Here is a 23,174-nt window from a genome sequence, read left to right as displayed (position 1 = left end):
GGCCTCGCACTACCTCAGCGCCCTGGCCAAGGCACTGCTCGATGATGCCGAACTGGGCATGATGAAAGATTGAAGTCGAGCCACCCGCAGACGACTTCCCACGCCAGCTGTGCAGTCACTCAAGGTTGCTTTCATACCGCAGCCATCCTGCAACCCCTGCTGCCCCACCTACGCGGTCTTTAGGATGATTGCGTCCTTCACTGACAGGCACTTGCGGGAAGTCGAATGGGCTCATCCCCTCAATACAAGCCACGTTGACTCCGTACTGGTCCGGCACAGAGCGACGCTGGTGGAAGGTATAGATCCCACACTTCGAGCAGAAGTAGTGCTTGGCTTCACGTGTGTTGAATTGATAAAGGGTCAGCGCTTGTTCGCCTTGGGTGACGGTGATGTCGTTCAGGTTGGCTGATACCGCCACGGCGCCACGCATGCGGCAGAGCGAGCAGTTGCACCTTCGCGCTGTACGCAGCCCGTCGGTCAAGCGCAGTGAAAATCTCACTGTTCCGCAATGGCAGGCTGCTTGATAAACAGGGCGATCATCGTTTTTTTCATCAGTCATAGCGGTTCTCTAGTCTGAGAAGCCAATCTGGATATTCACGGGGCAAGGCCAAAATGGGTGTCTATTAGCCTGAATGAAACGATGACTGCCTTGCCCTGAACCCTATGCGAGATAACCCTGCAACAATCGCCGCACATTTTCCACTAGCGCAGACTCCCCCTTACGCGGTGGAAGCAGCGAGAACCTGGCTTGCGCCAATGCCGGCAAGCCAGTCCTGTAAGGCTCCACACCATGGGGGACAGCACTCGCGTTAAGGCATGCAATTCCAAGCCCTGCCTTCAATGCCGATTGCAACCCCGCCACCCCTGAAGTCGAGTAAACGATCTCGTATTCGACATGGGCGCGCTCCAACACCTGGCAGCTGTACTCCGACAATCCGCACCCGCTGATCGCGAGCAATGGCAGCGGCTGCCCAGGCTCTGGAACCCAACCGGCAGCGGCTAACCATTGCAGTGGCTCCTGCCTTACTTCAAACAGGTTGGATGAAGACACGCGCTCGTTGAAACGCATGGCCAAGCCAATGTCCAGGTGGTCATTTGCCTGATCAATTTCCAGGCTCTTTTTCATCACCACATGCAGTCGAAGCCGTGGATGCCATTCACGAAGTTTTTTCAGCAACCCTGCAATGTCGTCGGGGCGAAAGTAATCAGTGATCGCTAAGCGTATCTCCCCTTCGAACTGTTCGCCTCGAACGTCGGACAGCGCCCGCTCGCCCAGGGTGATGATCTGCCTGGCGTGGCGCAAAAGTCGTTCACCAGCAGGTGTTGGGCGAACGCCTTGCTTGCCGCGAATGAGCAACTCGACACCGATGGCATCTTCCAGCTTACGCAGCTGTTCGCTGATGGCGGAGGTCGAGCGAAACAATGCCGGGGCGGCTGCCGAGATACTGCCTGCCTCACAGACCGCCAAGTAGACGTGGAGCTGCGCAATGTCGAAGTGGTACATTCAGGCTCCGGATAAACAGGAAGATGAGCACTGATTTTCCCGCTTTTTAGGAACATGTTCAAAGGCTAAGTTACAGGCACATTCACTGACGAGGATGACTCAAATGCCTGGTATCACCCTGACCCTGTCCGGCGCGCCGAATACTGCGTTGGCGTCCGACCTCAGCCACGAGCTAACTGAACTGACTGCACGCGTTCTGGACAAGCAGCCATCACAAACGATGGTGGTCGTTCGGTTCGTCGATGCTGGCTTGTGGTTTATCGACAGCGAATCGCTTGAGCGCTTAGGGCGAAACAGCTTTCGCCTGGAGGTCACGATCACAGACGAAACGACAACAGTGGAGCAGAAACGGCGGTATCAGCGTGAGGCCTATGATCTGCTTTCGGGACGTATCGGCAATGTGCACCCTCATTCGAACGTCCACATCATAGACGTGCGCGCTACGGCTTATGGCTATGGCGGGGTGCCGCAAAGCGCGAAGCTGTGGAGCTGAAGCAGGTAACTCGGCCTGGCGTTATCGAACCAGCGCCAGCCGCAAGCCAAGCCCCACCAGTACCGCGCCCATTGCGGCATCGATCGGCCGACGCACCTTTGTGTAAAACGCCCGCACCCGAGCCGTGGAAAACATCAATGCCAGCGTGGAAAACCAGGCAAACGCAACAAGCGTGACCACCACCACGGCAGCAGCCATCACCCAGCCTGGGGCATGTGCCGGCAGCACGGTGATGAAAAAGCTGCCGAAGAACGCCGCGGCCTTGGGATTCGTGGCAGACACCAGCAACCCGACGCGGGGTGCAGCTGTGGTGGTGTTTTGCGTCGTGCTGATTTCGAGGGCTGCATAAGGCCGCCGCGCGCCGAGCAGCATTTTGATGCCCATGTAGATCAGATACGCCGCGCCCACTACCCGAATCGCGTCATACAACCACGCCACCGTGCTCAGCAAAACACCCAGTCCGACAATCGCCAGCACCGCCCAGATGGCGATGCCTGCGCTGGTGCCCATTGCAACACCCATTCCTCGGCTGCGGCTCACCAAGGCGTTGGAAGTGACGGCGATGAAATCGGGGCCTGGGCTTACGCAGGCCAGGAGCATGACGGCGCCAATGGTCAAAAGCTGGGGAACGTAGTCCACGTGATGTCTCCAGTTACTTCGTTGTCTATCGCGCTACGTCGTAATGCACCGACAGCAGGCCTTTCTTCTCTTTGAGCTTGAGCACCTGGATCGGCCCGACCAAGCCCGTCGAGGCGACATGCGTGCCGCCGCAACCGTGCATCGGCAAGGTGCCAAAACACACTGAGCGGACACCGTCCTGGTCGCTCAACTGCCGCGGCAGGTCACGCTCGATCAGCGCGTTCACCGCCGCCTCGATGCCTTCTACCGTCAGCGGCTCGCAACCCGCCTGGCGCTCGAAAACCACCCGGCACTCCCCCGGCCAGTGGTGGCCTTTGCTAGGGAGCCAGCCCAAGTTCTGCCCGACACACGCAACCAGGTGACCGGCGGAATGCAGGCGAGCATGCAGCGCACGCACCTCGGGCGAGATGGCAATCTCGACGCTGCCCACGGGCATGGGTTGCCCGACGACATGCGCCACATCACCCTCGATATTGAGCACTTCCTCTACCCGGATACCCGCGATAGTCCCCTGATCCGCCAGCTGCCCACCGCCCTGAGGGTGAAAGAGGGTCTCGGCCAAATAGACCTGGCACCGTCCATCCTCCATCGGCGTGCAACGCACCACGTGCGTGCTCAAGGTCAACTCATCGCTGGTGTAGTACGCCCGTTGCGTCATCGATCTAAATCCTTGTTCCTTTCCAGGGCAGCGCCCGATCAAGACTCAAGGCTAAAGGGCGAGGACTTCGCGCACTTGTAAAAAATTGATGGGGCAACAGCGATCAGTAACGAGACGGTGCAACCCCAAAGGCTTGCTTGAAAGCCCGATTGAAGTGGCTCTGGTCGTAGAAACCCACCTCTTGCGCGACCCTGGTCAATTCCCACTGGGTATGGCTCAGCAGCACACAGGCGCGCTCCAGGCGCAAACGCACCAGCCAGGCATGTGGCGTCATGCCGACTGTTTGCTTGAACAGCTTGAGGAAGTGAAAACGCTCCAGGTCGCACAACGCAGCCAGCTCTTCGAGCGTTATCTTGTCCGCGAGGTGTTCGTTGCAGTAGTCCCGCACACAATGCCACTGCACGATCGAAAGCGTGCCCTTTACGAACTGCGGCTTGACCATCCGCGCTTGGGCGAACAGCCGCCCGAGCAGCATGAGCCATTGAGAATCGACGAACAGCGGGTCTGTAGGCAGGCCTGCTGCGAGCGCGTCGTGCAGCCGAGAAAGCTGGATGGCGAGGCTGGCATCCTGCAACACCGCGCCACCCAGGGCGGAAAACTGGTCACGGCCCGTAAGCTCTTGCGTAACGCTGCGCAACAGGTCGGCGGACACACGGAATGTCTTCAGCGTGTAGGCGTCGTCGCCTGCGCTGATGCCATCGTGGATTTCGCCGGGTGGCATCAACTGGATGGTGCCCGGCGACAGCAACGTCGTCTCACCATTGAGTACCTGGCGCTGCACGCCATCGGTGATCAAGCCGACGTGGAAATCCAGATGGTAGTGGCTGCCGAAGCGAAAGCTTGAGAAGCGCGCCTCGCTCAGCACCAGCCCGGGGATTTCGCTGTTGCGTTTGTAATCAACGTGGTCTGCCATCGACCGCCTCCTGCCACACCCGGGGGGGATCATCTCATACCTGATCTTGTGGGGGCTGGCGTGGTTGACGGGTTGAGGGCTTGGCAAGGCTGCGCCAGCGCTTGGCTGGCGGGATCGCTGGGGCGTCAGTCAGCGGGTGATGGCGCCTTTCTTCAAGACACGGAAAAGGCCTGCATCGCTGCAAGCCTTGATATCCGGTGCGGAGACAGACGGACGGTTGTTGGACGTGAGGGCACGGTTTTCGCGGGGCTGGAATTTGGTGGATTTTTTGATTTACCTCTTAGGGTATCTATAAAAAAATCAGCTAGTTATGGCTTCCAGTGGAATCGAAGCGGTAATTGGCGAAGATCCAGTAAGAGCTGCGCCCTCCTGCTTCAAATGCTAGGTTGGGGGGCAAAAGAGGTCATTCCCGAGCGACAGTTTTCGACCAATTGCGGACGTGCGTCAGAGGCAGCTTTCGGCCAAAAGCTGCCGGTCGACACTAGACATGTCTGGCAGCTATGGCTAGCCTCTTGCCATCACCTGAACGTCAAGTGAATACAAAGGAATGCACTATGTCTACAAGTTACCATGCAAACGGAAAAACAATGTGGAGCCTCGATAAAGCGTACCATAACAATGGAAAGACTGCGTGGAGCTTAGGGAAAGCATATCATTCCAATGGCAAAACGGCTTGGAGTTTGGGAAAAGCTTATCACCCAAATGGAAAAACAGCCTGGAGTTTAGGTAAAGCATATCACGCAAATGGCAAAACGGCCTACAGCCTAGGAAAAGGCTACCATGATAATGGCCGCTCAATGGGATCTATCGATAGTATTGAACTACAGCTGGGAGAGGGAATAAGGCTTGTGTGTGGAAAATTTGATCAAGCTTTGTACGTGTACGGTAAAAGCGTCTTAGGCTCTGCATGAGAACCTTTGAAACTCCGCCAACACCCCAATCTGTCTGAGTCATCATAAAATTTTTGTTTTCCTACCGCTGGACTCTCCCATACCCAAAATACTCCTAACTATTTAAGGCCCCAGATCACAAAGGGACAGCTAATACTACATTGACGACAATCGCAAGCGTCCGCTGATGGCCGTTAGCCGACCTCCCCGAAGGGCCGCTTTGGGTCGATTGCAGCTGCTCACGACTGACTGCTATCGCCCCAGAGCAGCCTATCGGAGTGTAAAAAGGGGGGCTGTGTAAAAAGGGGACAGATTTATTTTTACCGTGGGTTCGAGTGAACATCAGAACCCTCAAGAGAACGACTCGAACATCGCCTCTTGACGTCCGTTGACGTGGGGCAGGCCCAAAATTTATGTTTCATCAACGAGCGTCACAAAAAATAAATCTGTCCCCTTTAACTCTAATTCAATAGCACCTTGAATAAAAGCGCTTGACTTGTTACGCATTTAGAGTCTATGAACCCTGATTTTATCAATTTGGTGGTCAATTCGTTTCGGGGTCGAGATTGTTGATAGATTTGAAATAAATCCATCGCTCGACCCCCACAACTTTTCGTTGATTCAGTGCTAATTCGTGTAGGGCTCGCGCCAAATCGACATTGAAAATTACTCTTCCGTATACCAATGTTTAGGAATGAGTGCGATATCACCACGCCATTTTTTATCGGCGATGGCCGACTGATACCAGTCCTCCTCAATATCGGCATGGTCGGTGACGATGACCTGCAGGTCAGGCCCCAGCTCCTGCTCCACAACCTTGAAGAGCCATTCGAACATTTTCTTGACCGCTTTGCGATCCTCGTCCTTCTCGATCTCTTCGATGTTGCCCGTCACGACTTTGTCAGACGGGAAGTACACCTGGGTAGGCTGGTCAAAGAAGATGAACCTGCCAACAGGGCGATTCTCTTTAATGAACCATTTGGCCAGCGCCAGGTAGGTTACCAGGTGATAGCCTACCCAGTTCTCCCCGCTGCCCATACGATGGAGAGGTGTTCTCCCATGGGGCGTTTCGGCCACGACCGTGAGCTTGGGTATGTCGAGACGGATAGGATGCTCCGAATGCTCGAGGCCCAGCTCTCTCGCCCATCGCGTCATATCCTCGCTGATGATACTGATCTGGGCGTCCAGTCTTTCTTTCAGGGCATCGGGATTAAGCTTCTCTTCGAGCTCTTCGATCTGCGGCTCAAGTACAGCAATTTGCTGCTTGATCGGTCCGGTGTCATCTGCCCAGTTGATGCCATCCAGGTAGAGCGATACCCGCCCGGCGACTCTGGATTTCAGTAAATTTGGGTCTTGAAAACCTTCTGAGGCAACATCCTTGGACCTGATCTGCCCGATGCTATCGCGGACCTTTTTGACCTTGTCGGCAAGGTTATTGTGCTCTGCCATTAAGCCCTGAATGTAACCAGTAATCCGTGGACGGTTTCGCTCGACGCCATCAAGCTTATGCGTCAGGTCGGCAATGGCTTGCTGAATAATGCTCTCTGCACCATCACTGGCCTCATGCTTAGAATCGCAGATGGGGCAAACATGGTTTGCTGCTGAGGCCTTCTTGAACAGGCCAATAGATTGCAGCCTGAAGCTCTGCTCTCCAGCCTCCTTTTCGAATCCGGTCTCCGATCGCGCGAATTCATTGGCAGAACTCAGCTTGAAGCGCACTTCACGCTTTTGCTGCTGGAGGTCCTGGTACTCCCGCTCCAGAACAGATAGCGGATCGTTGGAGTTTTCCTCTACGGGGGCGAGTGGTGGCACCCAGTTACTGATGCGTGCGAGACTGGCGAGCAGTTCCTTCTCGTTGGGTATGAGGTTTTCACTTGTATAGAGTCCAATCTGGGCCGCCTCCGTCAGAAGGACATACCCCTTCTGGAGCCCGTCACCTTTCAGCGACTCCAGCTCATACAGCTTCTTGGTGAGACGTGTTTTTTCCTGCTTCAGGCCCCGCAGTGCAGCGAGATCTTTCAGGCGATCATCTTCAGCGGCCCCCAGAAAATAGGGGATAGTGTCTTTGATCGCCTGCGGAATATGCGGTTCAGATTGGCGGTGAAACAGAATTTTTTTCGCCGCAATCTCATCCTGGCTCTGGAATAGGTAGTAACGCGAGTGTTTGAAATTGATGGAGATCGAAGAGCGCGTCTGACCTTCAGGAACTTCTGTTTCCTGCTCCGGAACACCAAGCTTTTCTGTAAGGTAATTAACAACACTGTCGATGTTCGTCGATGACTTAAGCTCCGATCGATCCGGAACCTTAATGTCTTTCTCCACAATCATGTGTGATGTACTGTTGGAGTTTAGCCCGGGCAGTGGCGCAGCACGGGCAATGAAGACCTGCGTGTCGCGGAAATGGAGCAGAATGGCATACCAGTCAACTGTTTTTCTGATGAACCCTTCAGCTACACTGCATTCACTGGACCCCAGGCAGTATTCTACGATCTCCAGCAGGGACGATTTTCCCTTCTTCGATGCACCCGTGATGATATTGACACGGGAGGGAGTTAACTTCACGTCACGGCGTTCTCCGTTTTTGCCGTAGACGGATATTTGTAGAATCTGCATGGTCATGGCCTGATCCCTAGCTGGGCATAAATGGTTTCAACGGTCGAGGAATGGGCAAACCATTTTCCTATAAAATTTGCTGCCTTAAGAGCTTTTTTCATACTATCGCTCTTATTGAACAGGCTTGAAGTTCTAGCCAGATCATCTTGCGCCACGAGGTAATGCGCGTCCTGTGTCAGCTGAATTACTTTCCGATCCAGCATGAAAAGAGTGGCTGCATTCACAATAGGGATACAGGCTGTGGCCATTGCCGAAAAATCAGATAGCTCTCCCCCCTGCTGTGCAACCCATGAGGCAATGGGCGTTCTATATGTAGCCGGCAGGCTGTCCGCTATACGCGGAGAAAGCGCCATGGGAACCACGACATAGGGCAGCGCGCAATGCATACCCTGCGCATTGACTTCACAGTAGGCCCGCAATGATGCAAGAAATAAGAAGCCGGTATAAGCCGGATTGTAAAGGTTAATTTCTTCCTGGGTGAAGATTTCTCTCAACGACATCAGGCTGCCCCCTTCTTATCTTCCTTTTGAAGAAGGGATTTATAATTTGGATGCCAGCCAATTTTTAACTCATCAGCCAGCGTGTGATAACTCCCCCGTGCGACATAGGGATGGTTAAAATCCTTCCTGATGCGGTTGGACAATTTGTCTTCCTGACACTTATCGTAGACACCTCTACCTAGTCTCTTGCATTGATCATCGCTTGAAAGATCAAAGTCCGGCTGCATTGTAGAGAGATGGAATTCCCACTCCTCTTCAAGTTTCTTAAGGTAAGCTTTAAGCTCGCCGGGTTTTACCAGGCCGTCGCGCGACCACCTGGAGCGCTGCTCATAGGCGCGATAAAAATTAGTTATGGCAATTCGAATTGCCATATTCGAATACCCGACAATACGCAGCTGCTCTACGAAGTTTCGGTCATCGCCATCGACATCAATATCCTCTGGTTCCGCCTCGGCATAGTCTGCTGTCAGATTGGTCAAAGAAAATTGAGAACGAAGATCGTCGATAATGGAAACGACCTCACCAAGGCAGACTTCCTTTTGATCTGAAGACGACATGGCACTGATAAAGCGTTTAAACCACTCACCTTCAAGACGTGTGCTAAAAGCATCTATGTGCTTCTTTTCCGCAGTGGTCCTGAGCTCTTTCTTGATCAGGCTCTCTACATCCAGAATGCTCGCGGAGCGGCACAGGATGTTGATAGAGCCAATCAGAAGGTCCTTCTGCCGGTCCAGCAAATTGTTGTATGCATTATAAGCAGGAAGGTTGGTCGCGTTGGAGGTCTCCTCCGCAATCTCATCGAGGAGCTTCCTGACAGATTCGACGTCACGGGAAGGCGCTGGCAGTAGACCAGCCACAAGCCCAGTCTCAGGTGCGCTCTGAGTCGTGATGAGAGTGAAGTTCGACGTGGCCGGATCGAGGCCTCCATTCGTTATGCCTTCTGCCCAGACCCTGATGGTTTTCCACAGATCGGCGCTTCTGTTCGTCAGGTTACCTTCAGCACCATGGTATTTGGTCTGAAGAATATCGACGGGGTTTCCACCTGTTTCGAATGCGATATCGTCAAGCTTTTCGATAGACACAAAGCATTCATCCGGGTCCTGGACCTCGCGGATTTTTTGAAGGCTTAAATATAGAGCGTATCGTGCCTGATATAGGTAACCAAGCATTGATGCTGTTGCATCGAATTCATTCGCTTTGCTTGCCATACATATTCCCTTCTCGGCAAAGAGCAACATAGCAATAGCCGCTACAACTTGATATTTAGCGAATCTTTCCCCTTCGCGCCAGCTCTCGGCTTATAAACTCATTCGCTTAACCGAGCTTTGCACCGTTCGTCGCTATTGGATCTACCAGGCTGGTGACGCCCGTTTACTGACGAGCTCAGAAGAAATTGCTCTCGCAAGATTACAACGTTGTACGGCACAGAGCCAGGTACCGATTTTCCCTAAACATACGCTTAAACACCCAGGAGCAAACCCCTTCGGCTTTAACGCCATCCTGTCGCTGATCCGCATCGGTGACAGGATGGTACGCAATACGTGACCACAGCCTATGGAAGCGGCCCCCCCCTGCGCGAGGATGTATTCCTGACCACTGCAGGAAGACCCGCTTCATTCCTCTTTTGGTGCAGTCTGGTAGGTGTTCCCGGTTGGCCTCGCAGCCATCTGAACGGTCAGCTTAGGACCGAAGGCCAGCTGAGCATCATTGATTCGAAGAGCGAAAAAATCAAAGTGCTGCAAATCGCTCCTTACCTCTTCAATGAACATCTTTTTGTAGGCATTCTCATCGTAATTTCTGAAGGGGACCCCGGCATCAACTAACGCAATGAACACGCGCGATACAGCTGAGTTAAAGATCGGCAATATGTCTATGTACACCTGCTTATCCGGGTAGCGTTCACCACGTGCCTTGCCCCAGATTTTGGTAAGAGCCAAGCCTGTTTCAAGCCGCTGGAACTGGGCTAATGCATTGCTCTTGCCCATACGGTTCAGGTATGGCGAGTCTGCCCGGGGATCGAGTCGATCGCTAATATCGCTGAGCTTGATCAAATGCATCATAGGTGGGGGCTCCCCGCCAGTGGTGCGGTGCCTCGCGATAAGGTATTCAGCCCCGTACCGCCGCTCAGGTTCTCCATCCAACCATAAATTCTGCAGGAGGCTGTGGAAAAGTGGGTGGTCGCGGTGGTGCAATGCATTTCGCAAGGAGATCAGTAGGCTGGTCTCAGGAAACGCGTGGTAATCCAACAAGGGCTTTGAAACATCGTAGAGCCCATGGAACCCTTCCAATGTGGCCTCAAAAGAGCGGTCCAGATTGTGGATGGCCTCCTCTTTGTCGACCTCAACGAGGCCGCGGTACCTATAGAATGCTTCGCCATACAGTCTCATAGCATTGGCGAAGCGCCCTAGGGCGTTGGCGATAATTTGTGTTGCTACGTCCATGTGAGTTTCGCATTGCGGCAGTTTGGATCGTTTAAGGATACTAGCTTTGATAGGAGTTATGGTACCCCAAAACAGTAGCCTGCCAGGTCGAGAGACCGCCGCGCGTCCGCGGCCGGCCTCGCCCTTTAACGCCTACCCCGAGGGGGTAGATCCTGATCAACAGCCAACACAGGTTTCCGCGAAAGTATTGAATCAAAACCTTGAGAATGCCCCCATAGCAGGGTGCCCTTGAGCTGCGTTTTGGTGCTCAGCTAAAGGATGATTTCCTAGCCTTTGGACTGACCGCCAGCCGTGTCGATTGAATCCGCAGCGTTCATAGCGCTACCCAAGCGAGCTACCGAGCTATCAGTCGCCAACGCTACGTCTGTATCATCATGTGAAAAGACAGCCTGAGTTTGCGCACTGACGATCAGTTGAAGCGATCGCGCACACGATCCAACCCCGCTGACACACCTACAAGACAGCAGGCCCCAAGGAGCCAAGCATGGACTACTCATTACTCGAAAAGCTCGCTACTACCACTGGGTTAGGCGGTCTATGCGTGGGAGTTTTGCTAATAGTATTTAAAGAGACACTGAAAGCCTCGTTCTTAACGAAGCTCTCCGGAAAGCATTCCTTCCTAGTTGTTAAATACATAATATTGCTGACCTGGATTGTCGCCGTAATGGGCTTGCTCGCATGGTTCACTTTACAGGCACTTAGTATTCAACAAACCCAAAGCTCACCAGTGACTACGATTACCGCCCCGGCACACAGCAAACCAAAAATTGAGCTTCAGCGATTAAGCAGACAACTCAAGGATCACAATCCAGACACAATTGTTAGCGAAGCCACTATCGATATCGAATACGTGGTGATCACTGGTTTGAGCGACCCTATACTTGAGCGAAAAATAAACTCATACATTACTGACAAAATCGGGGTGAACGAAAAATTTGATGGCAGTGAAGATCATGAAATGAAAATCACCAAAGCTGATATTGAAGGCGATTTCCTGAACGTTGTTGCTGAAGGTTATTTCTTCGGGCATGGCGCTGGCAGCGCTGCCAACCGCGTGATTAGCGTTAACCTTAACCTTAAGACTGGCGAGCCGGTGGAATTTAAAGATCTGTTTAGATCAGGATATACAAAACCCATCAATAAGCTCACCGTTTCCCGTCTTTCCGCACAGATCCCGGACCATTGGTTCGAGACGGTCACAGACGACCAGTGCTATTATTTCGACAGCAGCTATTTGAATTTATGCTTTTCGGAATACGGTGTAGCCGCAGGCGCATATGGAAACGTCACGGTCAGCATAAAAATTGAAGACCTGAGAGGTTTTGTCAATCTGAACGGGCCATTAGCATTCGCCTTTTAGCCATTAATGTACAACATTTAATTGATCATCGGACTTTGAGTAAATTGGATAAATTACAGGTACTTGCGTTACTGCTTGAACTGCTGGGCTTTGGCCTTGCAATGCTCGACATATTCAATAATAGCTTTGCAAAGCGATCAAACGAGTGGCTATCGGACAAGTTTCTATCTTTAGGTTTTGGAGACATGGATTATTCCATGCCTGGCGCTGATGAAGACCCTGACTTATCAGACGAAAAGCGCAACAAGATAGTTTCGAGAAACTTATTCTTTATGCTATTAACAATCTTAGTATGGATTTGGCTCTCCTTCACCTTCAATTTTGGAGATGGAGGCTGGTGGAGAACGCTAGAAATTTTAACCGCCTTAATTGCCAGCACATTTGTTGCGATGTTCATACATATGCTCACCTCCTTAGCTCTCATGATACTTATGTCAGCCGCCGTAAGCTCTGGAAATGGTAACTTTGTGGCAGGGATAGGATTTTTCCTAGCTGCCATAGGAATGGCAATTGAGTCGTATCAAATTTTTTATAGCACGTTACACTGGGCCTTGTTTCCGATATGGGGATGCGTGATCATTTTCATCGTTTGGCTAATGGTAAAAAAGCTAACACGCGCTTGAGTACCATTCAGATTATGCTGGAAGGCCAGTATCGATCTACGCGACTTGACCGTGCCTTAGTGGCCGCCGCCGAACATATCTTTCAACGCCTGCGGCCCCGCATAGCTCAATTGCCTGCCGTAACCGAACTTGTGGCCATCGCGTCTACCCACCAATACAATATTGGTCACCTCATTTTCTGCTCTCCAATCCTCGCCCCACGTCATCCCGCCAAGAATGCTGAGTGTTATCAGGGATCAAGGCCCCTGCGACCTGTGGGGAATGTCCACTATGCGGAACTGGCGGCTCCTTACGACCGCGAGCAAGGGCATCTCATAATCTGGCCTCCTGAGCACCGTTACCGGTGGGCGGGTGGAGGCTGCATTGGCTGACGAGACCAGTGCCTAAAGATCCTGAGCCGGGTGAGCGCAGCGGTGCGATGACCGGGGCATGCCTGACTGTCAGTCAGGTGCAGTCCAATCCCTGGTCTGCGGCACCATCATCTTGAGCGCTGCTGCTGATGAGATCGGCGTTTGTCACGTCGATTGTCACGAGTGGAGTAGCCGCAATGCCAAGTGCGATGAGGGCTGCAGCAGTGTTAGAAGCACCCGTCTCTTCCTAGGAGAGGGAGACGGGCGTAGGTTGGCGCAAGATTCGGCCAAGCGGAAAGGTTGCTGTAGGCCAGCGAAGTAGGAAGTGTTGTCTGGCGCACGAGGGCCATGATCTGAAGTTGGCATCCATCACCGAGGAGGTGAACGGGCGAGTTGCCGGACGCGAATCGCCATTTGGGGGGGAGAGCCACCGAAGGAGCGCCGTGACCTTACAAACCCCAATGAAGGCAATGTGATAGCATCTCCGAGCCCCAGGAGGGGAAATCATCGACACCCGCAAGGAACAAGCCCTGTGAAAGACTTCGTCATCAGCGTCAACAACATCGTCCTCTATGTTTCTCTGGCCATGATCTGGCTGTTCGCATTCATCGCCATGTTCACCAGCGGGTTCCTGCCTGCCTTGGGAATCTTCGTAGTCGGCAGCTTGAGTTGGTGCATCATTTCGGGCTTCTGGTTTGTCCAGTCGGCCACCTATGAAGAGCTGCGCAAGCTCAATGCCAACAAAGGCTGAAGCATCTGGGCAGTGCCACAAGTGCGCTGCCCTATCCTGAGGGCTTGGTTTCATGACATGCCTGCTTTCAGAGAAAAGACTCGTCCCTCCTGCGCTTTCCGAAAGCTAACCAAGCCAATCCTGATTGCTCCCCGTTTCACCCTATTCGCGTAGGCGTCCAGCTACAGCCGCGTACCTAAGCGTTTGTGCCAGAAGTATGCGCTGTGCCACTAAGCACTGCCGGGGTAGTGAGAGCGTTCAAATCTGAAAACTACCGGTCCAGCGCCTGCCTGAACTGGGATTACTCTTGGGCTGGAAGTTGCGTTTGATGGCACGGGCTTCGCCCGTGTTCGCGGGACAAGCCCGCTCCCCAGAGGGGGCGCTAAGTTCTAGAAATTGAGCACGGCGGATACTCCCACAGAGGTCGTGCAGGCCTTTAGAAATTGTGCAAAACAGATGCGGTAAGCGGGATTGCGCCAGCCCTAAATATTCTGCGTACCTCGGCGGTGACATGGGCGCCTCAACCGGCTCCACGAGGACCCACAGTCAGCGAAACCATGATCAACGGGCAAAAGAAAAGGCAACCTTTTCGGGGTCGCCTTCGGATGTTGCTGAGGCTGTAGTCGCAGCGATTCTTTAGTTTCCGGATTCACTATCCATCAGGTCAGAACCCAGTCGAATCATTGGCCGTATGGTGGGGCCTATCGACTGTCCCTACATCAGTGAGCGCCAGCTTCACTGCTGCCAGATTCGGGGGGCCGATTACTGGCAAGCCATGCCCGAAAACGCGCAATTGCAGTCCTCGGGGTTCATCCTCGGATATTTACCTTGGAGCGTCAAACCATCCGCTTTGGCAGATTGTTTCTGCGGGTGACCAGATGGACCCGGGGATTGCAGCGGGTGGCACTCCTCAGGGGTTATCGAGTGGCTCGGGAATGAAACCTTGGCTTCTCAACGCTTTGATCACACCCCGTACCAAGTAATTGTTCGAGAACCCGATCGTGTACTGCCTAGAGCCTGGGCTAACCGGTATCAGCATCCCCTGCTCTACCAGGTTCTTGATCTGGTAGGTCCGCTGGCTAGCAGTGAGCTTGGGAACTGCCTGCGCAATATCGCCAGACTTCACCACTTTCATGCTTATCGCACAGTCCAAGATCTGCTCTTCAACTGCGGTAATCCATTCCCGGCTGCGCGCATAGCTCACGGCAGGGGACAAGATCGATTTAGTCAGGTAGCCGTACTGGGTGAGCCTATCCACCTTTTCCAGCTCGTCACGAATGCCCTCAAGCACGTAAACGCACCATGCCTCTAGCCCGGCCGCGGTGCCGGTGTCGGCCATCCCCAGCATGGAGTAATACTTCTCGCGGTCGTTGCAGAACACGGCAGTTGGGTTCAGCACCCTGCCGCCCACGTTCACGTTGAAGCCGTACTTCATCAGTAGCGCGTACGTGAGCAGTCTCACCACTCGCCCGTTACCATTGCCGAATGGGTGAATCCAGCCGAAACGATGGTGCGCCAGGGCAACTTTCATCAATGCGTACTTTGGCGAATCGTCACGGTTGATGAAGCTGACCAGCTCCTGCATGTACTGCGGCACCAGCAGCCCCTCAGGTGGAAGGTGATCCGACTGCGAAATACGCACCGGCCCTTCACGGTAGGCACCCGGTGTGCGGTCCCCTTCGCGCCGCAGATCGACCACGGTCATGGCGTGCAACTCGCGGATCATGTGCTCGGTCAGGTCTACACCGGGCTGCATCACCTGTTCGATGTAGTCCATCGACTTTTCGATGTTGGCAACCTCCAGCAATTGATCGGTGCTTTCGGCGGTGCCTTCGACCTTGCTATCGATGTAGTCCGCGAGGGTGGTGTGGTTACCCTCGATTCGGGCAGACCCCAAGCTCTCCAGGGTGTGGAAGATATCCTTTAGCTGGAAGAAAACCGGCGCCGGGGTGTCGCCTTCCAGCCTTAGCCGGCGCAGGAATTCAAGCTCGCTCAGCACGTCGACCAAGGGCGAGTCGAAGGACGGGTTCAGCAGCTGGAGATCGTGGTGAGAAAACTGCGGCATTTGTGAATTATCTCTAAACGGCGATCAGATTATCTCTAATTTTTTTGATTATGAGCCCGTAATCATTGGGCTCTAGCCTTATCGAAGAAAAGCATTATCTCGAATGTCGCGCAACCTTAAGTTGAAAAGGGCACATCGATAAGTCGAATAGGACGGAGCTGAGCGTGACAGGGTGTAGGGGCCTGTCAGCCTGAGGAATTTGGGCTGCTTCGCAGCCCATCGCCGGCAAGCGCGGCTCCTACAGTGGGGACCGAGTAGTGCTGGAGGGCTGCGATATTCTGGGAGTGCGGGGTGTGTATTGCTTGAAACCTGATTGCGGGGGATTGCAATCAGGTCATTTGAATGGTGCCGGAGACAGGAATCGAACCTGCGACCTTCGCGTTACGAGTGCGCTGCTCTACCGACTGAGCTACACCGGCGTGTAGCGCAACGTACCACTGCCGCACCCGCCGCGTAAACCCCTGTTTCCCCGGCCTTATTCCCTTCCCCTCAGGGCGCTTTGCAGCCCTTCGGCGCGAGGGCTTCCTCGATATCGGTCGTGCAGGTCCAGCCAGTTGGCGAACGCGTCAGGGCAAGGCTCTTGCCAACCACATTGGTCGGCGCATCAACCAGGGTGCATGCAATCGTGCCAATCCCGTCAGCCGCCTTGCTGCTCACCGCAATCGCACAGTTCGCCGTAGCCGGCTGGCCACCCAACTCAGCCACACTCCCCACATCCTTGCCTTCATTCAACCGCAGCTCCATCGCCGTCTTCAGCGCGCTGATCTCCAGCAACCCGGCTGCAGCCTTGGTGCGGGACTGGTGGTTGGTGTACATCGGTAAGGCGATGGTCGCCAGAATGCCGATGATCGCGACGACGATCATCAGTTCGATCAGGGTGATACCGCGTTGCCCTTTCATGAACGTTTTCCTTTTTGATACGTGTACTCGTGGAGGTCAGGCTCGCCCCCAACTGGCAGCGGCGCAGTAGGCCTGAACAGACACCTTTTGTCACCCCTGCCCGCCAGGGCGTCATCTTCGCTGAACTACTCTAGTGAGCATCACGGACGCACGCCCGCTCATGGACGCGGCAAGCTGTTTCCAGGCTTGTCGCACGAGCCGAAAAGGACCTTTGCATGAACCCATCCACACACCTCTATACCTGGCGCGGCACCGATGCCAGTGGCGCCGCAGTCAGCGGCCAGGTCAGCGGGCGCAGCCCGGCCTATGCGCGGGCCGGCTTGCAGCGCCAGGGCATCCGCGTGGTCAGCCTGCGGGCGGCTGGCGGGTTTGAATGGCGTTTGCCCAAGGCTCGGGAAAAAACCGACCCGGCAGGCTTCAGCCGGCAGCTGGCGACCTTGCTCAAGGCCGGGGTGCCGCTGTTGCAGGCCTTCGAGGTGATGGGGCGCAGCGCCTGCAGTGCGGGGCAGGCAGCTTTGCTGGATAAATTGAAACGGGATGTAGCCTCGGGCCTGGGGCTGGCGGATGCGCTGCAGCGCCATCCGGCGTGGTTCGATGGGCTGTACTGCAACCTGATTCGCGTGGGCGAGCAGTCCGGTACGCTCGACCGGCAGCTGGAACAACTGGCGGGGATGCTGGAGCAGCGCCAAGTGCTGCGTAAGCGAGTGCGCAAGGCGATGCTTTATCCATTGCTGCTGTTGCTGACCGGGTTGGGGGTTTCGGCGGTGTTGTTGCTGGAGGTGATTCCGCGTTTCGAGAGCCTGTTTGCCGGTTTCGATGCCGCGCTGCCGGCCTTCACCCAGTGGGTGATCGACTTGTCCACAGGGCTGGGGCGCTATGCGCCGCTGCTGTTGGGCACCGCAGTTGGCCTGGGGCTCGGGGTGACCCGACTGTATAAAAAGCATGCGCCAGCACGCCTGTGGATAACTGCACGGGCCTTGCGCGTTCCTGTGTTTGGCAAGCTGTTGAGCCAGGCCGCCCTGGCGCGCTTTGCCCGCACTCTGGCCACGTCCTATGCTGCCGGGGTGCCGTTGCTGGATGCGCTGGGCACCGTGGCCAAGGCCTGTGGCGATGGCCTGCACGAGCAGGCGGTGCAGCGCTTGCGCCAGGGAATGGCCAACGGGCAGGCGCTGAATCGAGCGATGGCCAATGAACCGCTGTTTCCGCCATTGTTGGTACAGCTGACCGCCATCGGTGAATCCAGCGGCACGCTGGACCAGATGCTGGAAAAATCCGCCAGCCATTACGAGGAACAGGTCAGCCAGACGCTGGACCAGTTGACCAGCCTGCTGGAGCCGGCCATCGTGCTGATCCTGGGCTTGCTGGTCGGTGGCCTGGTGGTGGCGATGTACCTGCCGATCTTCCAGTTGGGTAGCTTGATCTGAACATGAATTCGTGGACTTTGCTGGCCGAGCAGCCGGCGTACTTCATTACCCTGGCAGCGGTGCTAGGCCTGTTGGTGGGCAGTTTCCTCAACGTGGTGGTGCATCGCCTGCCGATCATGCTCGAGCGCCAGTGGCAGCGTGAGGCGCAGGAGGTGCTGGGCCTGCCGACCACCGCGCACGAACGCTTCAACTTGTCCCTCCCCGCCTCCCACTGCCCACATTGCAAACACGCGATTCGCGCCTGGGAGAACATCCCGGTAGTGAGTTACCTGGCATTGCGCGGGCGCTGCTCCGCCTGCAAGCAGCCGATCAGTGCGCGATATCCATTGGTCGAGCTGGCCTGTGCACTGTTGTCGATGGTGGTGGCCTGGCATTCCGGCGCAAGTATCGAGGCGCTGGCCCTGCTGCTGCTGAGCTGGAGCCTGCTGGCACTGAGCCTGATCGACCATGACCAGCAGATTCTGCCCGATGTCATCGTGCTGCCGACGCTGTGGCTGGGCTTGATCGTCAACGCATTCGACACCGTGGTGCCGTTGCCCGATGCACTGTGGGGCGCGGTGGCCGGTTACCTGAGCCTGTGGTCGGTGTACTGGGTGTTCAAGCTGATCACCGGCAAGGAGGGCATGGGCTATGGCGACTTCAAGCTGCTGGCGTTGATCGGTGCCTGGGGCGGTTGGCAGGTATTGCCGGTAACCTTGCTGCTGTCATCGGTGATCGGGGTGGTGGCGGGCCTGTGCCTGCTGCGCGTGCGCAGGCAATCCGTCGGCACGGCCATACCCTTTGGCCCTTATCTGGCCATTGCGGGGTGGATTGCTGTGCTCTGGGGTGATGAAATATACGCCTTCTACCTGCAACTGTTTGGAATGTGATGACCACCAAGGCCTTCACCCCCTGGATTCTCGGGCTGACCGGCGGTATCGGCAGCGGCAAGAGCGCCGCCGCCGAGCGCTTCGTCGAACTTGGCGTGCACCTGGTCGATGCCGACCAGGCGGCGCGCTGGGTGGTCGAACCCGGCCGCCCGGCACTGGCGAGCATCGTCGAGCGCTTCGGCCCCGGCGTGCTGCAGGACGATGGCCAGCTTGATCGTGCGGCCTTGCGCCAGCTGATCTTCGCCGACCCGGCTCAGCGCAAGTGGCTGGAGCAACTGCTGCACCCGCTGATCGGGCAGGAGATCTTCAGTTACCTGGCCAAAGCCGAGTCGCCCTATGCGGTATACGTGTCGCCGCTGCTGATCGAGTCGGGCCAGCACCAGAAGGTGCAGCGCGTGCTGGTGATCGATGTGCCGCAGGATCTGCAGGTGGCGCGCACCCTGGTACGTGACAACACCAGCCCCGAGCAGGTGCAGGCCATTCTCAAGGCCCAGCTGGCCCGTGAGGACCGCCTGGGCCATGCCGACGACGTGGTGGTCAATGACGGCCACCTCGCCGCACTGTACGAGCAGATTGACCGCCTGCACCACTTTTACCTGACTTTACGAGGAGGCCAGCCATGAGCCAGCCATTGACCGTCGATTGCCCGACCTGTGGCGCACCTGTGGAATGGAACGAGAAAAACGCGTTCCGGCCATTCTGTTCCGATCGCTGCAAGCTGATCGACCTGGGGGCCTGGGCGGCCGAGGAGCACAAGATTCCGGTAGCGCCGGATGCTGAGGATGAGCTGTTCTCGGGAGAGCTGGAGCCTCGGCACTAAACTGAGCCCTAGGCTGCCTGTGCCGGCCTCTTCGCGGGTGAACCCGCGAAGAGGCCGATACAGCAAATAAAGAAATCAGCGCTCATCCTCCTTCCACGGCGCCTGTAAGTATCGAGTGCGGTTGAATGTCTCCAGCCACTCTGGGCAAAACACCACCAGCGCACTGATCACCATGCCGTTGATGAACGCCTCCGGGAACATCATCAACCACAGGTAGCCGATAAAATCGCTGAGCCACTCCGGCATCGCAAAGCGCCCGTCCAGCCATAACACCCCCAACGCCACCGGCACGCAAATCAGCACCGTCAGCGCAGCGGGAAAGAAGCCCGAGCAGAAGATATAAACAAACAGGTTGCGCGGTTGCGCGCGCTCGACCAGGATCGCGCACACTTCGGTAATCAGCACCGGTAAGCCCACCAGCAGCAAGCCATTGACCCCAAGCGCCGCAAGGTCCTGCCGCCCCAGCGCCAGCAACCCCAATTGGGCGAGGCAACCGCCCAGAACGGCCAGCGGCCAGTCCAGCAGCAAGGTCACCGCCGTCATGCCGATGAAGTGGTAGGACACGCCCGTATCGAAATCACGCCTGACCAGCCACAGGGCAAACAGGCAGAACACCGTGCCAAACAGCAGGTGCTGGCGGCGCCGGTCGGTCACCAGCTCCACCCAGCGCGTGCGGCTGGCAGCCCAGATCAACAAGGGCACATAACCGAGCCAACCCAGGGCAAGGCTGGTTGTGGATAAAACCTGCGCGCTGATCACCTGGAACCATCCCTTTCGGCCATGCAGACAAACTGAGTCTACACCCTGCCCCGTTTCCCACGCGCAAACAGCATCTTACCGTCATCGATTAGCGGCTAAGCTTGTTCCCATGGATGACTCAGACTACCTGCGCCTGCTTACCATCCAGGCCGAACAAGCCAATGCCTTTCTCTCCAACGCCCGCAAGTGGGAGCGGGAGCGATGGGTGTGCCAGCGCCTGTTGCAAGGGCTGAACATCCCTTACCGCAGCGAGGACTTCACCCCGGCCGGCCAGGAGCCCCCGGACGTGCTGTTCCGCGATGCGGCATTCGAGGTGTTCTTTGTGCTCGACGAAGGCCGCCGCCTCAACGACGAATGGCGTGAAGAGCTGCAACGCCGGCGCAGTGCCTTTTCCCTGGCCCAGCTGGTGCGCCGCGAAGCCCGCCCCCGGCGCATCGCTGCCGCCGAGCTGCTCGGGCGCCTGGCGCCGACCCTGCGCAAGAAGGCGCACAACTACCGCGAGCGCGGGCTGGACCTGGGTGAACTGGACATCATCGCCTTCGCCAGCCTCAAGCGCGAAGTGCTCGACCTCAACACCCACTTCCCGCCGCCCACCGAATACCTGCGCCAGGGCTGGCGCTCGTTGTCGCTGGTCGGGCCGACCTTCGCCCGGGTGCTGTTCGCCCACCCCGACGCGCCGGATTTTTTGCGCGGCAACCTGGGGCGCAGCATCGTCTTCGACGTGGGCATCAGTCTTTGATCCACTGCCGAGAGTCTTTGCGATGGCGTAAACTCGGCGCCAGGGATAGAAAGCATTATCATTTGTTTGAAGCGCTTGCATGAACGCTGTGGCGTTCGTGCAGTCACAAACGTCTACCTGACGAGGCCCACCATGACCAGCCGCCTGAACCCGGAAGATCAGCGTCGTGTCGATGAGTATCTGCGAGCCCCCCAGCACCAAGTCGAGCGCCGGCCTTTTCGGCCCTGGCTGCTCCTTGTGCTGGTACTGGCCGTGACCATCGGGTTGGGTCTGATCAGCCGCCTGCTGAGTGAACTGGTGCTATGAGCTGCTTCGCGCTCGCCCTTCCCTCACGCAGTTTGCGGCCGGCCCCTGCGGCCACGAATTCCGTAAACCTTATGAGATATCCCCATGACTCATCGCATCGTGATTGTCGGCGGCGGCGCCGGCGGCCTGGAACTGGCGACCCGCCTGGGTAAAAGCCTGGGCAAGCGCAAGCAGGCCGAGATCACCCTGGTCGACGCCAACCTTACGCACATCTGGAAACCCCTGCTGCACGAAGTGGCCGCCGGCTCGCTGAACTCCTCGGAAGACGAACTGAACTACGTGGCCCAGGCCAAGTGGAACCACTTCAACTTCCAGCTGGGGCGCATGAGCGGCCTGGACCGTGAAGGCAAGCAGATTCAACTGGCTGCCACCCTCGATGAAGAGGGTCGCGAGCTGCTGCCTGCGCGCACCCTGGGCTATGACACCCTGGTCATCGCCGTGGGTTCGAACACCAACGACTTCGGCACCCTGGGCGCGGCGCAGCACTGCCTGTTCCTCGACACCCGCAAGCAGGCCGAGCGCTTCCACCAGCAGTTGCTGAACCACTACCTGCGTGCCCACGCGGGTGACGCGGCCAGCGAGCAGATCAGCGTGGCCATCGTCGGCGCCGGTGCCACCGGTGTTGAACTGGCGGCCGAGCTGCACCACGCTGCCCACGAACTGGCGGCTTATGGCCTGGACCGCATCCAGCCCAAGGACATGCACATCACCCTCATCGAGGCCGGCCCGCGCGTGCTGCCTGCACTGCCAGAGCGCATCAGCGTACCGGTGCACAAGACCCTGGAAAAACTCGGCGTGAAGGTGCTGACCAACGCCGCGGTCAGCGAAGTGACCGAGGATGGCCTGAGGACCAAAGACGGTGAAGTGATCCAGGCCAGCCTCAAGGTGTGGGCGGCGGGTATCCGTGCACCGGGCTTCCTCAAGGACATTGATGGCCTGGAAACCAACCGCATCAACCAGCTGGTGGTGCGCCCTACCCTGCAGACCACCCGCGATGACAACATCTTCGCCTTCGGTGACTGTGCCGCGTGCCCGCAACCGGGTAGTGACCGCAACGTGCCACCACGGGCCCAGGCCGCGCACCAGCAGGCTTCGATGCTGGCGCAGAGCCTGAAGGCGCGGCTGGAGAACAAGGCGCTGCCGACTTACGCGTACAAGGACTACGGTTCGCTGGTGTCGCTGTCGCGCTTCTCGGCGGTGGGCAACCTGATGGGTAACCTGATGGGCAGCGTGAAGCTGGAGGGCTGGCTGGCGCGGATGTTCTACGTGTCGCTGTACCGCATGCACCAGATGGCGCTGTATGGGTTCTTCCGCACGGCACTGATGATGCTGGGTAGCAAGATTGGCCGTGGCACTGAACCACGACTGAAGCTGCACTGAAGATTGCCGGGGCCGCCTCGCGGCCCTTCCCCAGCAAGCGCGGCTTCCACAGGGGTCGCGCAAGCCTCTGATATTTTCGTGAGGCAAAGAAAAAGGGCATCTCATTCGAGATGCCCTTTTTACATGGTGGGTCGTGTAGGATTCGAACCTACGACCAATTGGTTAAAAGCCAACTGCTCTACCAACTGAGCTAACGAC

Annotated in this window: 24 protein-coding genes, 1 tRNA gene and 1 pseudogene; 12 read left to right on the top strand and 14 right to left on the bottom strand. The window is 56.4% G+C overall.

Annotated elements, in window-relative coordinates; all coding sequences use genetic code 11:
- Window positions 1–115: 115 nt before the first annotated feature.
- Together F6X59_RS27750 and F6X59_RS27745 are read right to left on the bottom strand one after the other, a co-directional pair.
- A complete protein-coding gene (locus tag F6X59_RS27750; protein WP_152959259.1) occupies window positions 116–559 on the bottom strand; it encodes a GFA family protein in 444 nt (147 codons plus the stop codon).
- A gap of 102 nt (window positions 560–661) precedes the next feature.
- The gene (locus tag F6X59_RS27745) at window positions 662–1,504 is read right to left on the bottom strand and encodes a LysR family transcriptional regulator (protein ID WP_152959258.1); all 843 of its coding nucleotides are present in this window, start codon (window positions 1,502–1,504) and stop codon (window positions 662–664) included.
- A 103-nt stretch (window positions 1,505–1,607) separates the two neighbouring features.
- Here F6X59_RS27745 and F6X59_RS27740 point away from each other — a divergent pair, with 103 nt between their 5' ends.
- Window positions 1,608–1,997 (top strand): tautomerase family protein, encoded by a 390-nt coding sequence (locus tag F6X59_RS27740; RefSeq protein ID WP_152959257.1) that lies wholly within the window; start codon window positions 1,608–1,610, stop codon window positions 1,995–1,997.
- 21 nt (window positions 1,998–2,018) lie between these two features.
- Here F6X59_RS27740 and F6X59_RS27735 read toward each other — a convergent pair whose 3' ends face one another.
- The 3 genes from F6X59_RS27735 to F6X59_RS27725 form a co-directional block, all read right to left on the bottom strand.
- Window positions 2,019–2,636 (bottom strand): LysE family transporter, encoded by a 618-nt coding sequence (locus tag F6X59_RS27735; RefSeq protein WP_372240562.1) that lies wholly within the window; start codon window positions 2,634–2,636, stop codon window positions 2,019–2,021.
- Window positions 2,637–2,661: 25 nt separating this feature from the next.
- Window positions 2,662–3,294, bottom strand: a complete 633-nt coding sequence (locus tag F6X59_RS27730) for an alanyl-tRNA editing protein (RefSeq protein WP_152959256.1) — start codon at window positions 3,292–3,294, stop codon at window positions 2,662–2,664.
- 103 nt (window positions 3,295–3,397) lie between these two features.
- On the bottom strand, window positions 3,398–4,207 hold the full coding sequence (locus tag F6X59_RS27725; RefSeq protein ID WP_152959255.1) for an AraC family transcriptional regulator: 810 nt from the start codon (window positions 4,205–4,207) through the stop codon (window positions 3,398–3,400).
- A gap of 554 nt (window positions 4,208–4,761) precedes the next feature.
- Here F6X59_RS27725 and F6X59_RS27720 point away from each other — a divergent pair.
- The gene (locus F6X59_RS27720; protein ID WP_152959254.1) at window positions 4,762–5,118 is read left to right on the top strand and encodes a hypothetical protein; all 357 of its coding nucleotides are present in this window, start codon (window positions 4,762–4,764) and stop codon (window positions 5,116–5,118) included.
- A 645-nt stretch (window positions 5,119–5,763) separates the two neighbouring features.
- On the opposite strand, the gene F6X59_RS27715 is transcribed toward F6X59_RS27720, so the two are convergent.
- From F6X59_RS27715 to F6X59_RS27700, 4 genes are all read right to left on the bottom strand, one after another.
- On the bottom strand, window positions 5,764–7,716 hold the full coding sequence (locus F6X59_RS27715; RefSeq protein ID WP_152959253.1) for a DUF3732 domain-containing protein: 1,953 nt from the start codon (window positions 7,714–7,716) through the stop codon (window positions 5,764–5,766).
- Window positions 7,713–8,210 carry a three component ABC system middle component gene (locus tag F6X59_RS27710; protein ID WP_152959252.1) on the bottom strand — a complete coding sequence of 166 codons (498 nt, stop codon included), beginning with the start codon at window positions 8,208–8,210 and terminating at the stop codon, window positions 7,713–7,715. The genes F6X59_RS27715 and F6X59_RS27710 overlap by 4 nt, the downstream gene beginning before the upstream one ends.
- Complete coding sequence (locus F6X59_RS27705) at window positions 8,210–9,418, bottom strand: ABC-three component system protein (RefSeq protein WP_256669523.1); 1,209 nt, start codon at window positions 9,416–9,418, stop codon at window positions 8,210–8,212. Before F6X59_RS27705 ends, F6X59_RS27710 begins: the two co-directional genes overlap by 1 nt.
- Before the next feature lie 405 nt (window positions 9,419–9,823).
- Window positions 9,824–10,651 carry a hypothetical protein gene (locus F6X59_RS27700; protein WP_152959251.1) on the bottom strand — a complete coding sequence of 276 codons (828 nt, stop codon included), beginning with the start codon at window positions 10,649–10,651 and terminating at the stop codon, window positions 9,824–9,826.
- A gap of 484 nt (window positions 10,652–11,135) precedes the next feature.
- On the opposite strand from F6X59_RS27700, the gene F6X59_RS27695 reads away from it, so the two are divergent.
- Window positions 11,136–12,011: a DUF3298 domain-containing protein gene (locus tag F6X59_RS27695; RefSeq protein WP_152959250.1), complete on the top strand. Its 876-nt coding sequence runs from the start codon at window positions 11,136–11,138 to the stop codon at window positions 12,009–12,011.
- A gap of 35 nt (window positions 12,012–12,046) precedes the next feature.
- Window positions 12,047–12,634 (top strand): hypothetical protein, encoded by a 588-nt coding sequence (locus F6X59_RS27690; RefSeq protein WP_152959249.1) that lies wholly within the window; start codon window positions 12,047–12,049, stop codon window positions 12,632–12,634.
- 59 nt (window positions 12,635–12,693) lie between these two features.
- Here the strand turns inward: F6X59_RS27690 and F6X59_RS28780 are convergent.
- Window positions 12,694–12,795, bottom strand: a pseudogene (locus tag F6X59_RS28780) (integrase); the annotation flags it as partial.
- A 721-nt stretch (window positions 12,796–13,516) separates the two neighbouring features.
- Between F6X59_RS28780 and F6X59_RS27685 the strand changes: the two are divergent.
- Window positions 13,517–13,735 (top strand): hypothetical protein, encoded by a 219-nt coding sequence (locus F6X59_RS27685; protein ID WP_152959248.1) that lies wholly within the window; start codon window positions 13,517–13,519, stop codon window positions 13,733–13,735.
- An 889-nt stretch (window positions 13,736–14,624) separates the two neighbouring features.
- On the opposite strand, the gene F6X59_RS27680 is transcribed toward F6X59_RS27685, so the two are convergent.
- The 3 genes from F6X59_RS27680 to F6X59_RS27670 form a co-directional block, all read right to left on the bottom strand.
- A complete protein-coding gene (locus tag F6X59_RS27680) occupies window positions 14,625–15,779 on the bottom strand; it encodes a Fic family protein (protein WP_152959247.1) in 1,155 nt (384 codons plus the stop codon).
- A gap of 343 nt (window positions 15,780–16,122) precedes the next feature.
- A tRNA-Thr gene (locus tag F6X59_RS27675) sits at window positions 16,123–16,198 on the bottom strand.
- A 70-nt stretch (window positions 16,199–16,268) separates the two neighbouring features.
- Window positions 16,269–16,679 (bottom strand): pilin, encoded by a 411-nt coding sequence (locus tag F6X59_RS27670; RefSeq protein WP_152959246.1) that lies wholly within the window; start codon window positions 16,677–16,679, stop codon window positions 16,269–16,271.
- Between the two features lie 215 nt (window positions 16,680–16,894).
- Here F6X59_RS27670 and F6X59_RS27665 point away from each other — a divergent pair, with 215 nt between their 5' ends.
- The 4 genes from F6X59_RS27665 to yacG are packed head-to-tail and all read left to right on the top strand — an operon-like array spanning window position 16,895 to window position 19,792.
- Complete coding sequence (locus tag F6X59_RS27665; protein ID WP_152959245.1) at window positions 16,895–18,103, top strand: type II secretion system F family protein; 1,209 nt, start codon at window positions 16,895–16,897, stop codon at window positions 18,101–18,103.
- Between the two features lie 2 nt (window positions 18,104–18,105).
- Window positions 18,106–18,972, top strand: a complete 867-nt coding sequence (locus tag F6X59_RS27660; protein WP_152959244.1) for an A24 family peptidase — start codon at window positions 18,106–18,108, stop codon at window positions 18,970–18,972.
- Window positions 18,972–19,595 (top strand): dephospho-CoA kinase, encoded by a 624-nt coding sequence (gene coaE / locus F6X59_RS27655; protein ID WP_152959243.1) that lies wholly within the window; start codon window positions 18,972–18,974, stop codon window positions 19,593–19,595. The genes F6X59_RS27660 and coaE overlap by 1 nt, the downstream gene beginning before the upstream one ends.
- Window positions 19,592–19,792, top strand: a complete 201-nt coding sequence (gene yacG / locus F6X59_RS27650; RefSeq protein ID WP_085674056.1) for a DNA gyrase inhibitor YacG — start codon at window positions 19,592–19,594, stop codon at window positions 19,790–19,792. Before coaE ends, yacG begins: the two co-directional genes overlap by 4 nt.
- Before the next feature lie 75 nt (window positions 19,793–19,867).
- Here yacG and F6X59_RS27645 read toward each other — a convergent pair whose 3' ends face one another.
- Complete coding sequence (locus tag F6X59_RS27645) at window positions 19,868–20,551, bottom strand: energy-coupling factor ABC transporter permease (RefSeq protein ID WP_372240561.1); 684 nt, start codon at window positions 20,549–20,551, stop codon at window positions 19,868–19,870.
- 109 nt (window positions 20,552–20,660) lie between these two features.
- On the opposite strand from F6X59_RS27645, the gene F6X59_RS27640 reads away from it, so the two are divergent.
- The 3 genes from F6X59_RS27640 (at window position 20,661) to F6X59_RS27630 (ending at window position 22,976) form a co-directional block, all read left to right on the top strand.
- Window positions 20,661–21,290, top strand: coding sequence for a DUF1780 domain-containing protein (locus F6X59_RS27640; protein ID WP_152959241.1), 630 nt, complete (start codon window positions 20,661–20,663; stop codon window positions 21,288–21,290).
- A gap of 132 nt (window positions 21,291–21,422) precedes the next feature.
- Complete coding sequence (locus F6X59_RS27635; protein WP_060512989.1) at window positions 21,423–21,596, top strand: DUF3094 domain-containing protein; 174 nt, start codon at window positions 21,423–21,425, stop codon at window positions 21,594–21,596.
- 84 nt (window positions 21,597–21,680) lie between these two features.
- A complete protein-coding gene (locus F6X59_RS27630; protein ID WP_152959240.1) occupies window positions 21,681–22,976 on the top strand; it encodes an NAD(P)/FAD-dependent oxidoreductase in 1,296 nt (431 codons plus the stop codon).
- The last annotated feature ends 198 nt before the right edge of the window (window positions 22,977–23,174 follow it).

It is taken from the genome of Pseudomonas sp. MN1F, assembly GCF_009391885.1.
In the GTDB taxonomy this organism is placed as follows: Bacteria; Pseudomonadota; Gammaproteobacteria; order Pseudomonadales; family Pseudomonadaceae; genus Aquipseudomonas.
Note: the sequence above shows the minus strand (reverse complement) of the source record. Positions and strands in the feature narration are given on the sequence as shown.